The organism is Rhodanobacter sp. B04, assembly GCF_002001125.1.
Classification (GTDB): domain Bacteria; phylum Pseudomonadota; class Gammaproteobacteria; order Xanthomonadales; family Rhodanobacteraceae; genus Rhodanobacter.
In genome coordinates this window covers 115,288-129,263 of record NZ_MUNV01000016.1, presented here as the reverse complement: position 1 = coordinate 129,263, position 13,976 = coordinate 115,288, and the positions used below count along the sequence as shown (strand labels likewise).

Annotated in this window: 14 protein-coding genes; 6 read left to right on the top strand and 8 right to left on the bottom strand. The window is 66.6% G+C overall.

Features of this window, described 5'->3' with window-relative positions:
• Positions 1 to 87: 87 nt before the first annotated feature.
• From B0E46_RS12790 to xth, 3 genes are all read right to left on the bottom strand, one after another.
• Positions 88 to 921 (bottom strand): pirin family protein, encoded by an 834-nt coding sequence (locus tag B0E46_RS12790; protein ID WP_077556173.1) that lies wholly within the window; start codon positions 919 to 921, stop codon positions 88 to 90.
• A gap of 191 nt (positions 922 to 1,112) precedes the next feature.
• On the bottom strand, positions 1,113 to 1,790 hold the full coding sequence (locus B0E46_RS12785) for a YecA family protein (protein WP_077556172.1): 678 nt from the start codon (positions 1,788 to 1,790) through the stop codon (positions 1,113 to 1,115).
• A gap of 5 nt (positions 1,791 to 1,795) precedes the next feature.
• Entirely contained in the window at positions 1,796 to 2,575 is a 780-nt protein-coding gene (gene xth / locus B0E46_RS12780; RefSeq protein WP_077556171.1) for an exodeoxyribonuclease III, read from the bottom strand.
• Between the two features lie 334 nt (positions 2,576 to 2,909).
• On the opposite strand from xth, the gene B0E46_RS12775 reads away from it, so the two are divergent.
• A complete protein-coding gene (locus B0E46_RS12775) occupies positions 2,910 to 3,119 on the top strand; it encodes a cold-shock protein (RefSeq protein ID WP_008438719.1) in 210 nt (69 codons plus the stop codon).
• A 109-nt stretch (positions 3,120 to 3,228) separates the two neighbouring features.
• Here the strand turns inward: B0E46_RS12775 and B0E46_RS12770 are convergent, their stop codons facing one another.
• Positions 3,229 to 5,271 (bottom strand): M3 family metallopeptidase, encoded by a 2,043-nt coding sequence (locus B0E46_RS12770; RefSeq protein WP_077556170.1) that lies wholly within the window; start codon positions 5,269 to 5,271, stop codon positions 3,229 to 3,231.
• A 129-nt stretch (positions 5,272 to 5,400) separates the two neighbouring features.
• Between B0E46_RS12770 and B0E46_RS12765 the strand changes: the two genes are divergently transcribed.
• Complete coding sequence (locus B0E46_RS12765; RefSeq protein WP_077556169.1) at positions 5,401 to 7,167, top strand: patatin-like phospholipase family protein; 1,767 nt, start codon at positions 5,401 to 5,403, stop codon at positions 7,165 to 7,167.
• Complete coding sequence (locus tag B0E46_RS12760; protein ID WP_077556168.1) at positions 7,164 to 7,697, top strand: gamma carbonic anhydrase family protein; 534 nt, start codon at positions 7,164 to 7,166, stop codon at positions 7,695 to 7,697. Before B0E46_RS12765 ends, B0E46_RS12760 begins: the two co-directional genes overlap by 4 nt.
• A 132-nt stretch (positions 7,698 to 7,829) precedes the next feature.
• Here B0E46_RS12760 and B0E46_RS12755 read toward each other — a convergent pair whose 3' ends face one another.
• The 3 genes from B0E46_RS12755 to aroE form a co-directional block, all read right to left on the bottom strand.
• Positions 7,830 to 8,384: an energy transducer TonB gene (locus tag B0E46_RS12755; RefSeq protein WP_077556167.1), complete on the bottom strand. Its 555-nt coding sequence runs from the start codon at positions 8,382 to 8,384 to the stop codon at positions 7,830 to 7,832.
• 114 nt (positions 8,385 to 8,498) lie between these two features.
• Positions 8,499 to 8,765 carry a YkgJ family cysteine cluster protein gene (locus B0E46_RS12750; RefSeq protein ID WP_077556166.1) on the bottom strand — a complete coding sequence of 89 codons (267 nt, stop codon included), beginning with the start codon at positions 8,763 to 8,765 and terminating at the stop codon, positions 8,499 to 8,501.
• On the bottom strand, positions 8,762 to 9,592 hold the full coding sequence (gene aroE / locus B0E46_RS12745; RefSeq protein ID WP_077556199.1) for a shikimate dehydrogenase: 831 nt from the start codon (positions 9,590 to 9,592) through the stop codon (positions 8,762 to 8,764). The genes B0E46_RS12750 and aroE overlap by 4 nt, the downstream gene beginning before the upstream one ends.
• A 225-nt stretch (positions 9,593 to 9,817) precedes the next feature.
• Between aroE and B0E46_RS12740 the strand changes: the two genes are divergently transcribed.
• Positions 9,818 to 10,075 carry a hypothetical protein gene (locus B0E46_RS12740; RefSeq protein ID WP_077556165.1) on the top strand — a complete coding sequence of 86 codons (258 nt, stop codon included), beginning with the start codon at positions 9,818 to 9,820 and terminating at the stop codon, positions 10,073 to 10,075.
• 17 nt (positions 10,076 to 10,092) lie between these two features.
• Here B0E46_RS12740 and B0E46_RS12735 read toward each other — a convergent pair whose 3' ends face one another.
• The gene (locus tag B0E46_RS12735; protein ID WP_077556164.1) at positions 10,093 to 11,577 is read right to left on the bottom strand and encodes a RimK family protein; all 1,485 of its coding nucleotides are present in this window, start codon (positions 11,575 to 11,577) and stop codon (positions 10,093 to 10,095) included.
• A 245-nt stretch (positions 11,578 to 11,822) separates the two neighbouring features.
• Here B0E46_RS12735 and B0E46_RS12730 point away from each other — a divergent pair, with 245 nt between their 5' ends.
• Both B0E46_RS12730 and B0E46_RS12725 read left to right on the top strand, forming a co-directional pair.
• Complete coding sequence (locus B0E46_RS12730; RefSeq protein ID WP_077556163.1) at positions 11,823 to 12,296, top strand: N-acetyltransferase; 474 nt, start codon at positions 11,823 to 11,825, stop codon at positions 12,294 to 12,296.
• 143 nt (positions 12,297 to 12,439) lie between these two features.
• Positions 12,440 to 13,939, top strand: coding sequence for an efflux transporter outer membrane subunit (locus B0E46_RS12725; RefSeq protein WP_077556162.1), 1,500 nt, complete (start codon positions 12,440 to 12,442; stop codon positions 13,937 to 13,939).
• Positions 13,940 to 13,976: the final 37 nt, after the last annotated feature.

Here is a 13,976-nt window from a genome sequence, read left to right as displayed (position 1 = left end):
CGATCATGCGCATGCCTGCGGCCATGGGTTTCGACGCGAGCCCCTCCCGCATGTAACCCCTCCCGAAAGGAAGCGGTTACGGAGAAATCAGAACTTGCCGGCGCGGAAGTCGGCTATCGCCTCGTGGATCTGCTCGGGGGTGTTCATCACGAACGGCCCGTAACGCACCACGCTCTCGTTGAGCGGCTTGCCGGCGACCACCAGCAGGCGCGATGGCTTGCCGCCACCGGCCAACTGCAGCTGCTCGCCTGCGGACAGCACACCGAGCTCGCTGCGTTGCAGTGATTCGCCACCGACCAGCGCCGATTCGCCTTCAAACACGTAGGCGAAACCGTGATGCCCGGTCGGCAGATCCAGCGTCAACGACGCGCCGGGCCGTAGGCTGATGTCCAGATACACCGGCGCGGTGGCGATGCCCTCGACCGGACCGGTCGCGCCGGCCAGTTCGCCGGCGATCACCTTGACCTCGACGCCTTCGGCCGGATGCACCACCGGAATCCGTTCGGGGCCGATGTCCTGGTAGCGCGGCGCGGTCATCTTGTCCTTCGCCGGCAGGTTCACCCACAGCTGGAAGCCCCACATCAGGCCGTTTTCCTGCTGCGGCATTTCCGAATGCAGGATGCCGCGACCGGCGGTCATCCACTGCACGCTGCCCGGCGTGAGGTCGCCGCGGTTGCCGTGGTTGTCGCCGTGCTGCATGTGCCCGGCCAGCATGTAGGTGACCGTCTCGAAGCCGCGGTGCGGATGCTCGGGGAAGCCGGCGATGTAGTCGCCGGCGTCGTCGGAACGGAACTCGTCCAGCAGCAGGAACGGATCGAGCATGTCCAGCCCGGGCTGGCCGATGATGCGCTTCAGCTTCACGCCGGCGCCGTCGGATGTGTCGGTGCCGCGGATGCGGCGGGTGATGTGGCGGTCGCTCATGGGTGGCTCCAGTGAAGGATGTCTGGCCGCCAAGATGGCGCTGTTGCCAGGTTTATCCAAGCGCCATGGCCAGAACGGATCGTTCACGCAGATCGAGAAATGAGGGAAGAGGAGTGAGAGGCGGGAGAAAAGCTTGAGCACACCAAGTGCCTTCTCTCACTTCTCACTCCTCTCCACTCACTCCTGTTTTTTCAATGCACCCAGTGCCCGCTGCGCTGGCGCGGCGGCGCGTTGTCGTCGCCATCGCCGGGGCGCTGCTGATGCACCATCGCCTCCACCTCGGCTTCGGTGACGGGCTTGGCCTGCCAGTACTGGTTGACCGCACCGAGCACGGCCGGCACCTGCGACAGGCACTCGTCGTATTCGTCGTCGCTGAGTTTCTCGAACTCGGTATCCGCACTGAGGATGCCTTCGTCCACCGCCAGCGCCATCACCGGGCCGAGCAGTTCCATCAGCTGCGGATCCTCGGCCAGGCGGCTTTCCCACAGGCTCGCACGCAGGTCGATGCCGCGGCTGAAGCCCTCGCACCAGCCAGCTGCGGACAGCATCAGGCCGGTTTCCAGCTCGACCTCGCCGAGGATCGGCTCGTAGGCGTCGACGTCGAGCTCGGCGCTGATCGAGTCGTTGAGCTTGGCCAGCAACGCCAACACGCGGTTGCCCTCGTCCTCGTCGGCGAACGGCTCATGCAGCACTTCGTGCAGCCATTCGTCCGGCAGCACCAGCAGCGGGCCGACCGCCAGCGCGCTGAGCAGGCCATGCACGCCGTCGAGCAACAGGTCGCCCTCGCCGGTATGCGCGCGCAGGTAGCGATCCAGCTCATCCAGTTCGTTGTCGTCCAGCGAGCTGGGCCATTCGGTTTTTGCGGTCATTTCAGTCAGATATCCAGTTCCAGCGTCACCGGCGTGTGGTCCGAAGGACGCTCCCAACGCCGCGGTTCGCGGTCGATCGCCGCCGCCGTGGCGGCGGATTTCAGTGCTTCGCCGATCAGGATCAGATCGATGCGCAAGCCCATGTTGCGACGGAACGCGGCCTGCCGGTAGTCCCACCAGCTGTAATGTTGCGCACCCGGCTCGAACAGCCGGAAGCTGTCATGCAGGCCGAGGTCGGTGATCGCCTTGAGCCCGGCACGCTCCGGCGGCGAGCACAGGATGTCCTCGCCCCAGGCGACCGGATCGTAGACGTCGCGATCGTCCGGGCAGATGTTGAAATCGCCCAGCACCACCAGGTTGGGATGACGCTCCAGCTCGCGCGCCAGGAACTCACGCACCTTGGCCAGCCAGTCCAGCTTGTAGGCGTATTTCTCGTCGCCGAGGGCCTTGCCGTTGACCACGTACAGATCCACCACGCGCAGGCCCCCGATGCTGGCGGCGAGAATCCGCCGCTGTGGATCGTCCAGCCCCGGGATGTCGGTGACGATGTCGCTGAACCCGTCACGGACTTGCTCGCGCGCCAGGATCGCCACGCCGTTGTAGGTCTTCTGGCCCGAGTAGACCGCGCGATAGCCCGCGGCAGCCAGCTGGTCGACCGGAAACTTGGCATCTTCCAGCTTGGTCTCCTGCAGCGCCACGATGTCTGGCCGGGCGTCGGCCAGCCACTGCGTCAGGTGCGGCAGGCGCACGTTCAGCGAGTTGACGTTCCACGAGGCGATCTTCATGGCCGCATTGTAAGGGATGCATGGATGCGAACCGCTGGAAGCATGGCACCGTTTCGGACCGTTACCAGGAAACCATGCCGCCCGTGCCTTCGCTGATCACCTGACGGCGGTCGGATTTGCCCTCGGGTCACGCCGGAAACCCGCAAAAAGCGGGTGTTTCGCAACATCAACGGGTCAAGATCAATGAATTTGCAAGCAAAACCACCGAAACCTTGCATTACGGTGTATGCTGAGCAGGCAAGAGTCCGGGGTAACCCCGATTTCCTGCTCCTATTGCGGTCAAGTGCTACTCGCTCCGAGCCGCAAACCATCCATGCTTCAAAGGTAATGTTACATGTCGGATCGTCAGAGCGGTACAGTCAAGTGGTTCAACGACGCCAAGGGTTTTGGCTTCATCACCCCGGAAAGCGGTGATGACCTGTTCGTGCATTTCCGCGCGATCCAGGGCACGGGCTTCAAGTCCCTGCAGGAAGGTCAGCGCGTCACGTTCATCGTCACCAAGGGCCAGAAGGGCCTGCAGGCTGAGGAAGTCCAGGCTGCCTGAAGTCTTCGGACTTGAGCGCCTCGAAAAAACCCGCTTCGGCGGGTTTTTTTGTGCCCTGAAACCATCGCGGCCTGCCCGCGCAAAGGTGGGACAGGCCACGCGGTGTCGATCAGGCCAGCCCGTGACTGCGCAGTAATGCCTCCGGCTCGGGCCTGCGGCCGCGGAAGGCGACGAAGCTTTCCAGCGCAGGACGGCTGGCGCCGACCGACAGCACTTCCCGGCGGAAACGCTCGCCGGTGGCGCGGTCGATCACGCCATGCGCCTCGAATTCGCCAAACGCATCGGCCGACAACAGCTCGGCCCACAGATAGCTGTAATAGCCCGCGGCGTAACCGCCCGCAAAGATGTGGCTGAAACCGTGCGGAAAACGCTGCCAGGCTGGCGGATACAACACGGCAACTTGTTTGCGCGCCTGCTCCAGTACGATCAACGTGCGGGCACCTTCGGCGGGGTTGTATTCCAGGTGCAGCAGGAAATCGAACAGTGCGAACTCCAGCTGGCGCACCAGGAACAGGCCGGCATGGAAATGCCGCGCGGTCAGCATGCGCCGGAACAGTTCATCGGGCAGTCGTTCGTCGGTCTGGTAATGCCGCGCAAACAGATCCAGCGCCGCGCGGTTCCAGCCGAAGTTCTCCATGAACTGGCTGGGCAGCTCCACCGCGTCCCACTCGACGCCGTCGATGCCGCCGATCGAGGGCAGTGCGATGGCGGTGAGCAGGTGGTGCAGGCCGTGGCCGAATTCGTGGAACAGGGTAAGCACGTCGTCATGGGTGAGCAATGCCGGCCGACCCTCGGTGGGCGGCGCGAAGTTGCAGGTAAGGAAGGCCACCGGCAGCTGCGGCTGCTCGCCATCGTCGAAGCGCGCGCGGCAGACATCCATCCACGCACCACCGCGCTTGCCGTTGCGCGCATACAGGTCGACGTAGGCGCCCGCGAACACGCGCCCGGCGGCATCGCGCACATCGTAATAGCGCACATCCGGATGCCACGTGTCGACGGCATCGCGGACGGCAAGGGTGATGCCATACAGCTGCGTGGTGAGGCCGAACAGGCCATCGATCACCGCCGGCAGCGGGAAGTAGGGCTTCAGCTGTTCCTCGTCCAGTTCGTACTGCTGCTGGCGCAGCTTCTCCGAGGCGTAGCCGACATCCCAGGATTCGAGGTTGTCCAGCTTAAGCTCGGCATGCGCGAACTCGCGCAGCCGCGCCAGCTCCTGCTGCGCCACCGGTTTCGCGCGGATGGCCAGATCGTGCAGGAACTCCAGCACTTCCGCCGGCGAGCCGGCCATCTTGGTGGCCAGCGATTCTTCCGCCGCGTTGGCGAAGCCGAGCAGCTGCGCGGCCTCGTGACGCAGCGCCATGATCTGCTCGATGCGCGCGCTGTTGTCGAACTTGCCCGCGTTCGGGCCCTGGTCCGAAGCACGGGTCTGGTACGCCCAGTACACCCGCTCGCGCAGGCCGCGATTGTCGGCGTAGGTCAGCACGGCCTGCACGCTCGGCTGCTTCAATGTGACCAGATAGCCGTCCAGATCCTGATCCTCGGCGTACTGGCGCAGCACGGCGCGGCCGGATTCGGGAATGCCGGCCAGATCGCGCTCGTCGGTGATGTGCTCGTGCCATGCCTCGCTGGCATCGAGCACGGCATTGGAGAATTCGGTGGAGAGTTTCGACAGTTCCACGCCGATCTCGCGGAAGCGCGAGCGCGCCGGTTCCTCCAGCGCCACGCCGGACAGCCTGAAGTCGCGCAGCGCATGTTCGACCAGCGCACGTTCGGGACGTGGCAACGCGGCGAAATCCGGTGCATCAGCCAGCGCCTGCACCGCGGCGTACAGGTCGCGGTTCTGGCCCAGCTCGATCGCGTGCTCGGTGAGCTTTTCCTCGGCCGGGCCATAGACCTTGCGCAAGGCTTCGCTGTCGGCCACCGAATGCAGATGGGAAACCGGCGCCCAGGCGCGGGCCAGGCGCTGCTCCAGCCGTTCCTGGGTCAGCATCACGGTGGCGAAGTCGCGTGGCGCACCGGGCGCGACCAGCGCGTCGATGCCGGCACGGTAGTCGGCGAGGATCGCGTCGATCGCGGGTTCCACATGCTCGGGGCGGATCTGCGAGAACGCGGGCAGGGTATCGTCGGCCAGCAGCGGATTGTCTTGATTCATGGGATCTCCTTGAGGTCACCAGCGTGGCGATCGCGCCGACCGAAATCAAGCGCGCTGCGCGACCGGTATAGGCCCGCGACCGGCACGGCGATGCCGTTTTGTCATGGATCGCACCGTAACCTTGCGGCCATGTCGCCATCGGATGTCGCCGAGTTGCTTGCGCACAGCGGAATGTTTGCGCAACTGGATGCACCTGCGCGTGAAGCGCTGGCCCACGAGCTGGTGTGGCTTGGGCTGCCCGGCGGACGGCCGTTGTTCAAACCCGGCGAACCGGCCGATTCGCTGTACCTGCTGAAAAGCGGCAGCCTGGGCGTGTTCGACGACCGCTCGCCGGAGGATACCGCCGAGCTGACCCAGCTGATCGCCGCCGGCGAATGTGTGGGCGCGGCCAGCCTGCTTGGCGGCGAAGAGCGCATCCGCACGGTACGCGCGCTGCGCGACTCCGAGCTGCTGCGGCTCGGTCGCGATGCCTTCGAACGACTGCTCGGACACCATCCGCAAGCCATGCTGGGCGTGGCGCGAATGGCGATCGAGCGTTTGCAACGGCGCGGCCGTGGTGCGGATCGACCCGGCGCGCCGCGCACATTCGCGATCCTGCCCATCGATCGATCGGTACCGGCGCGCGTGCTGGCGATGCAATTGGCGCAGGCACTGGGCGCTTACGGCAGTTGTGGCGTGATCGATGACGAGCTGGGCGCCGGGCGCAGTGGCGACTGGTTCGCCGAACGGGAAGCGAAATCGCGCTTCGTGATCTATCTGGATGCGAGCGGCGACCTGTTGTGGCGCCAGCGCTGCCTGCGCCAGGCCGACGTGTTGCTGTTGCCGGCACTGGCCGCGCAACCGGCACGCGCGTGGCCGGAAGCGGCCCTGCTGGATCCGAAGCGCACCGGCCACCGCATGCGTCATCTGGTGCTGCTGCATGCCGGCCACCAGGTCAGCCTGGGCACGGCGCAACGCTGGCGGGCGCCGTTCACCGGCGAGTTGCGGCATCACCACATCTGCCGCGACAGCGACATCGTGCGGCTGGCACGACTGGTCAGCGGACACGGCCGCGGCCTGGTGCTGGCGGGTGGCGGCGCGCGCGGCGTGGCACATCTGGGCGTGCTGCGCGCACTCCACGAAGCGGGTCACACCTTTGACGCGGTCGGCGGCACCAGCATAGGCGCCATCATCGGCGCCGGCGTGGCCTGCGGCTGGGAGTTGCAGGCGCTGACGGAAACCTTGCGCCGTGCCTTCGTGCAAGGCCGGCCGCTGTCGGACTGGACGCTGCCATTGATCGCGATGACCCGCGGCCGGCGCGCCTCGCAGATGCTGCAGCGGGCGTTCGGTGCGCTGGAGATCGAAGATCTGGCGCTGCCGTATTTCTGCATCTCCACCCGCCTGTCCGGCGGCGGTATGGCGGTGCATCGGCACGGCCCGCTGTGGCTCTGGCTGCGCGCATCCAGCGCGATTCCCGGCGTGCTGCCGCCGGTGCTGCATCAGGGCGGCGTCCACGTCGATGGCGCGCTGGTCGACAACCTGCCGACCGACGTGATGGCCGCCGACGGCATAGCCCATATCACCGCACTGGACATCCGTGCCGATATAGCGCTGCTCACCAACGCCGAGGAATCGGCCACGCCGCCGCTATGGCGTCTGCTGCTGCAACGGCGTCAGCACATCCGCCGACCGGGCCTGGTATCGACCCTGGTACGCGCCGGCATGGTCAACGGCGAGACCGCGAGCGAACAGCGCCGCGAACGCGCCGACGTGCTAATCACGCCACCGCTGGATCACATCGGGATGCTCGACTGGAAGGATTGGCAGCGGGCGATCGATGCGGGCTACCGGCACACGATCGAGCTACTCGAAGCCGGTGCACGCGACGGCACCCCGACGGTTACCATGCACCCATGAATTCCTTACGCAGCTACAAGGGCATCATGCCCACCCTTGGCGAACGTGTGTATCTCGATCCCGCTGCCAGCGTGATCGGCGACGTGGTGCTCGGCGACGACGTGTCGATCTGGCCCGGCACGGTGCTGCGCGGCGACGTGAACTATATCCGCGTCGGCGCGCGCACCAGCATCCAGGACGGCAGCGTCGTGCATGTCGCCCACGCCGGCCCGTACGGCCAGGGCTTTCCCTGCCTGATCGGCGAAGGCGTCACCATCGGTCACGCCGCGGTGGTGCATGCCTGCACGATCGGCGACTACTGCCTGATCGGCATGCATGCGAGCGTGCTCGACGGCGCGGTGGTGAAGAAGTACGGCTTCGTCGGCGCCGGCGCGCTGATCCCGCCGGGCAAGGTGGTCGGCGAGCGCGAGTTGTGGCTCGGCAACCCGGCGAAGTTCGTGCGTCTGCTCAGCGATCGCCAGATCGAGCAGTTGCATTACTCCGCCGACCACTACGTGCGGCTGAAAGACGCGTATCTGGCCTCCGCCTGACGGTGCCGTGCCGCGTGCTGTTCCTGTGCGGTCGCCATCTCGACTGCTCCGGCTTCATGCAGCCGGAGCTGATTGCGCTATGCATGGTTGAAGCAAGCGGGGCTGGCTACGACGTACGCGACTTGCGTGCGATCACGCCCCGGACGCGTGCCCGGCTTGCGCCTGCTGGATACGCGCCGCTTCCGCCTCGTGCTGCCTGGTCTCAATGTTGCGCGCCGCGGAGAGCTTGCCGCCGAGCAGGGCCAGGGTAAAGTTGTTGCTGTCGAATTCGCGCAGCAGGTCGATCTCGCGGCGTGCTTCGTCCAGGTCGTTGTGGTTGATCGTGCGCTCGATTTCTTCGGAGGCGCGCGGAAAAGACTCGCGCAAGGCTTCCTGCGCCGTGCGGTTGTGCGGTTCCAGCTGCAGCACGCTGAGGTAGAACTCGTAGGCGTTGCTGCCCGCCGGTGCCACCAGGCGGCCGTCATGCATCGCATCGCGGGCCAGCCCGAGCAGGATCTGGCTGCCGCTCTGTGCATCGCCGCCTGATGTCGCCGCCACGGCCGGAGAGGTCGTTCCGGCATCGATCATCGATGCCTCGGCCGTGGCGTGGCTGTACCAGAACACGCCGCCGGCCAGCAGCATCAGCAGGCACATGGAGACGAAGACGAGCGCGTGGCGATGCGCCATGGCGGAAAGTGAGCGGAACATGACACCTGCTGCGTGGGGAATCACCGCGCACGGGCAGCATGCCGCCATCGGCACGCTCCCGGCGGCTGGCGCCACGGTAACGAGGCTGTGTGTCAGCGGTGTGGCGACCCGGCTTCAGCGCGTTGCCGTGGCCGCTTCCAGCTGCGCAAGCCACGCCATCGCATGGCCACGATCCGCGCCGCACATCGCCGGCTCGGCGCGCAGGCTGCCGCATACCGCCGGCCGTTCCGGCTGGCCGAAGATCGCGCAACGGTTGTCGTCGGTCAGCTGCACACAGCGAATGCCGGCCGGCTTGCCCTGCGGCATGCCGGGGATCGGCGAACTGATCGACGGCGCGATGCAGCACGCGCCGCAGCCAGCCCGGCATGCCAGCGTGCTCATGCGGTCTGCTGGCGCAGCAGCTGGTACACCGGCTCGGTCTCCGGTCGCTGGCCATGCCACAGCTCGAACGCATCGGCGGCGGTTTCCACCAGCATGCCGAGACCGTCGAACGCGTAGCGCGCACCGGCCGTGTTCGCCCAGCCCAGGAATCCGCTGGCCGCGATGCCATAGGACAGGTCGTAGCAGAGCGCACGGGCGCCGACCAGCGAAAACGGCAACTGCAGCGACGCACCCAGTACCCCGGCCGAGGTGGCCTGGACGATCAGGTCATAGCTGCCGATGTCGGCCAGATCTTCCCAATAGCGGGTATGCGCCCGCGCCGGCTCGCCAATCGCATCGGCCAGCGCATCGGCCGCTTCCGGCGAACGGTTGACGATGGTCAACTTGTCCACGCCCGCATCCAGCAGGCTCCACGCCACGCCGTGCGCGGCGCCGCCGGCGCCGAGCAGCAGCGCAGTATGGCCGCGCAGGTCGACGCCGTGGCGTTCGGTGATGTCGCGCACCATGCCGTCGCCGTCGGTGTTGTGCGCGGCGAGACTGCCGTCTGAAAGCCGGGTCAGCACATTCGCGCTGCCGGCACGCGTGGCCTTCGCGCTGCGCTGGTCGGCCAGCGCGAAGGCGGCGGCCTTGTGCGGCAGCGTGACATTCGCACCACGACCGCCATCGGCGAAGAAGCGCCGCACCGAAGCAACGAAGTCGGCCGGTGCCGCGTCGATCGTGCAGTACTCCAGCGCGATGCCGAACTGCTGCGCGAACGCGCGATGGATCTGCGGCGACAGGCTGTGGCTGATCGGATGGCCGAACACGGCGAATTGGGCGGGTTGCATGCAGGTTCCATGGAAGGTGTCGGCATCCATTCTACAAGCCGAGGCTTGCCCGGGCGGCCCGAGCCGGCTCGGCGGGAGCGGCTATCGGCCGCGACAGCTCTCACTGCATGGCCTGATTCGAGCACGAGTATCGCAACTGAAGCCGCTCCCACCGTCTGAGGGTCGCAGCCGGTGAGATGGACGCAGCGCAGGCTGCCACCGTCATCTGCCGAAGGGACACGCGCCATGCATCCGCCATTACTGCCCGACCTCCACCGCCAACGCCTGCTGTGCGCTGCCTTGCTGTGGCTGCTTGCCGGCAGCGTCTTGCTGCTGACCACGCTGATTCCGCTGCACACCGACCTGCTCGGCTGGACACCCGCGTTCTGGCTGCTTGGCGCACCTCTGGTGGTCTTGCTGGTACTGGAACCGTCGCTGCCGCGCCAGTTGCTGGCGCTATGCCGGCCGCGGCGCCATGCATTGCATCGCGCGGTATGGCATTGAGCCTTGCCGACTGCCGGCTAGCCGGTGATGCCCTGCCGCTTGCGCTCCATCCGGCGCAGGAATTCCTGCATGATCTGCAGATACAAGGCATCGCCGAGATGGGCGTCTTCCACACCGGCGTCGATCGATGGGTTGTCGTTGACCTCGATCACCACCGGCTTGTTGCCGACCTGCTTGAGGTCGACGCCATAGAGTCCGTCGCCGATCGGCTGGGTCGCCTTCAACGCCAGCTTGATCACCTCGGCCGGCGCCTCGCTCACCGCGATCGTCTCGAAGCCGCCGGACTTCGCGGTGCCCTTGGCGCCGTGGTTGTAGATCTGCCAGTGGCCGCGCGACATGTAGTACTTGCATGCATACAGTGGCTCGCGGTTGAGCACGCCCACGCGCCAGTCGAACTCGGTATAGACGTATTCCTGCGCCAGCAGCAGGGCACTGTGCTGGAACAGTTCGCCGGCGGCCTTCTCCAGCGCCTGCTCGCTTTCCACCTTGACCACGCCGCGCGAGAACGAACCGTCGGGAATCTTCAGCACCAGCGGGAAGCCGAGCTTGGCGACCACCTCCTTCATGCCCTTGCTGTCGTCGCGGTAGAGGATCTCGGTGCGCGGCACGGCGAGCTTGCGCGACACCATCAGGTCGTTGAGGAAGATCTTGTTGGTGCAGCGCAGGATCGAGGTGGGATCGTCGATCACCACCATGCCTTCCTTCTCCGCGCGATGGGCGAAGCGGTAGGTGTGGTTGTCGCTGGCGGTGGTTTCGCGAATGAACAGGCCGTCGTATTCGGCGAGGCGCTGGTAGTCGTTCTTGCCGATCGGATCGACCTCGATGCCGAGCTGCTTGCCGGCGGCGATGAACGCCTTCAGCGCCTTCTTGTTCGATGGCGGCATCTGCTCGGCCGGATCGACCAGCATCGCGATGTCGTAGCGATACAGCTTGCGCGCGCGCGGCTTGCGCCACAGCTTCTTGGAGAAACGGTCGAGCTCCTCGGCGAACGCATCCTCCTGCGCATCGTCCAGCGTCTGCAGGCCGACCGGCTTGATCGAGCTGACCTGCCACACGCGGTCGCGCTCGAACTCGATGCGCAGCAGCGGGCAGGGGAACGACTCGAACACCTGGCGCGACAGATCCTGCAGCGCCGGGTAGGCGGTCTCGCCGAAGTAGACCAGGATGCCGAAGTCGGTGGTGTCGCGGCCGCCGGCCGGCAGGAAGTGGGTCAGCTTCTGGTTGAGGTCGTTGATGTCCACGCCGTACAGCGAGCGCCGGCGCAGGTCGTTCACCGTGCGCACCGACGGCATCACCTTGTGCCCGCGCGCCTCGGCCAGCAGCGACACGTAGTAGCCGGTACCGAGGTATTTGTAGCTGCGGCACAGGTTGATCACGTGGGTGCGTTCGTCGTCGCCGCCGACCGGCTCGCGCAGGTAGTCCATCGCGCTCATGACGTCGACGGACGGGTAGTACGAGCCCCAGTCGGAGGCTTTTTCGACAACGATGACCAGACGGGTCATGGCACCACTCAGGTGATCCAGCGATGGCGGTAATGCCCTGCGAATGGCGCGGCGGGACACGCAAGTCGCGCAGTTTGGCACAGGGAAGGCGCGGCACAAGGGAAAGCCCTGAAGCATGAATAAACGGCATCCCGCACGACCGGATCGGACCGGGAAAACACGCGTCCGCGGACCTCGCCTGCTAGAGTCCGCGCAGCCGATCCTCCCACCCGCTGCTGCACCCTCACCGGAAGACAACCATAAGCATGCATGCATCCCCCGCCAGTGCCAGCGTGCGTGTGCGCCGCGCCGAATCGTCCGATCTCGATGACCTGGTGGCGCTGGAGGAAGGAACGTTCGACAGCGACCGGTTGAGCCGCACGCAATACCGCCGCCATCTGGACAGCGACTCCGCGCTGGTGCTGGTGGCCAGTGCGAATCACCGCAACTTCCTCGGGACCGCCGTGGTGTTCTTCCGCAAGGGCAGCCGGGTGGCACGGCTGTACTCGATCGCCAGCAAACCGGAAGCGCGCGGCAAGGGGGTCGGTACCGCACTGTTGGATGCCGTGGAAGCGGCCGCCCGACAGCGTCGTTGCCATGCGGTGCGACTGGAGGTACGTGACGACAACGCTAGCGCGGTGCGCCTGTACGAACGGCACGGCTACCGGCACATCGGCCATTACCCGCATTACTACCAGGACGGCACGCATGCCTGGCGCTACGAGAAAACGCTGGATTGAGTCGCCCGGCTGCGTCGGCCCGGCCTGTCGCAGCGCAACGGGCGGTGCGGGTTTATCATGTCGCCGCGATCGAGGGGATAAGGGGACGTCGCGACACCGCGAGCAGCGGTGACTCCAATCGTCCTGGCTTTTGAGATTTCCCGATGTCCATGCGTATCCTGACCCTTGCCACCGCGCTGACCCTGGCGCTCGCCGGCTGTACGACCAGTCGCGGGCTGCACCCCGAAGGCCGGCTGACCGATTCGCAGAACCTCGCCATCGAGCGCAGCCTCGCTGACGTGAAGCTCACCCCGGCGGCATGGCCGACGCAGGACTGGTGGGTTGGCCTGGGCGATCCGCAGCTGTCGGCGCTGATCGACGAAGCGCTGAAGAACAATCCCGGCCTGGCCGCTGCTGATGCGGCGGCCAGGTTGGCACAGGCCCAGGTACAGGGTGCCAACGCGGCCCGTGGCCCGCAGGTGGCCCTGGACGCGGCCGCGCCCGGTGTCCGGCTGTCGAGCAAGGACTACAGCTATCCGGTGGAAGACCTCGGCACGTTCGCCTGGGCCAAGTCGGCCACGCTCGATTTTTCCTGGGGGCTGGATCCGTGGGGCGGCAAACGCGCCGCATGGGAGGCTGCACTGGGTCGCAGCCGTGCCGCCGAGATCGATGCGCACGCGGCACGCATCCAGCTGTCGGTGAACGTGGCACGCGCGTATATCCAGCTCGGCTACGCGTTCGCCCAGCAGGACGTCGCCGACGCCGAGCTGCAGCGTACCGGCAAGGTGCTCGAACTGGCCCGCCGTTACGTCGCCGCCGGGCTGGGCACGCCACAGCAGCTGCACCAGGCCGATTTCGCGGTGGCCAGCGCACAGCAGCAGAAGGCCCAGGTCGAACGCGCCATCGATGCCGTACGCAGCAGCCTGTCGGTGCTGCTCGGCCAGGGGCCTGACCGTGGCTTGCGGATTGCACGGCCGCACGTGTTGAAGCCGGCCGATCTCGTACTGCCGGACAACCTGCCGCTGGAGCTGATCGGCCGTCGCGCCGATCTGGTCGCCGCGCGCTGGCGCGTCGAGGCGGCGGGCAAGGAGATCAAGTCGGCGAAGACCGAATTCCTGCCGAACATCAGCATCAGCGCAATGGCCGGCCTGGTGGCGGTGGGCGACAGCAGCAACCTGTTCGAGCTGTCCTCGCGTACCTACGGCATCACCCCGGCGCTGAGCCTGCCGATCTTCGACGGCGGTCGGCGGCGGGCCCACCTCGCGGCCAGCGACGCGAGCTACGACGGGCTGGTGGCGCAATACAACGCGACCCTGGTGCGCGCGGTCAACGACGTGTCCGACGACTACGCCGCACTCAAGTCGATACGCACCCAGATCGCCGCCGAGCGCCGCGCGCAGCAAGACGCGCAGCAGGCCTGGAGCGATGCGCTGAGGCTCTACAAGGGCGGCCTGGGCAGCTCGCTGGAAACGTTGGTCGCCCGCCAGCAGCTGCTGGCGGCGGAGCAACGCATGGCTGCGCTGGACAGCCAGCAGATGGATATTTCGGTGCAGCTGATCCAGGCACTCGGCGGCGGTTACCGCGCCGAGCATCCACCAGCGCCTGCGGCATCAGGCACGGCGGCCGCGACAACGGACCCCACCGGCAACCGCTCGGATCGGTGAGGCGCACGATCCCGCCCGACCGGGGCGGAACCGTGCG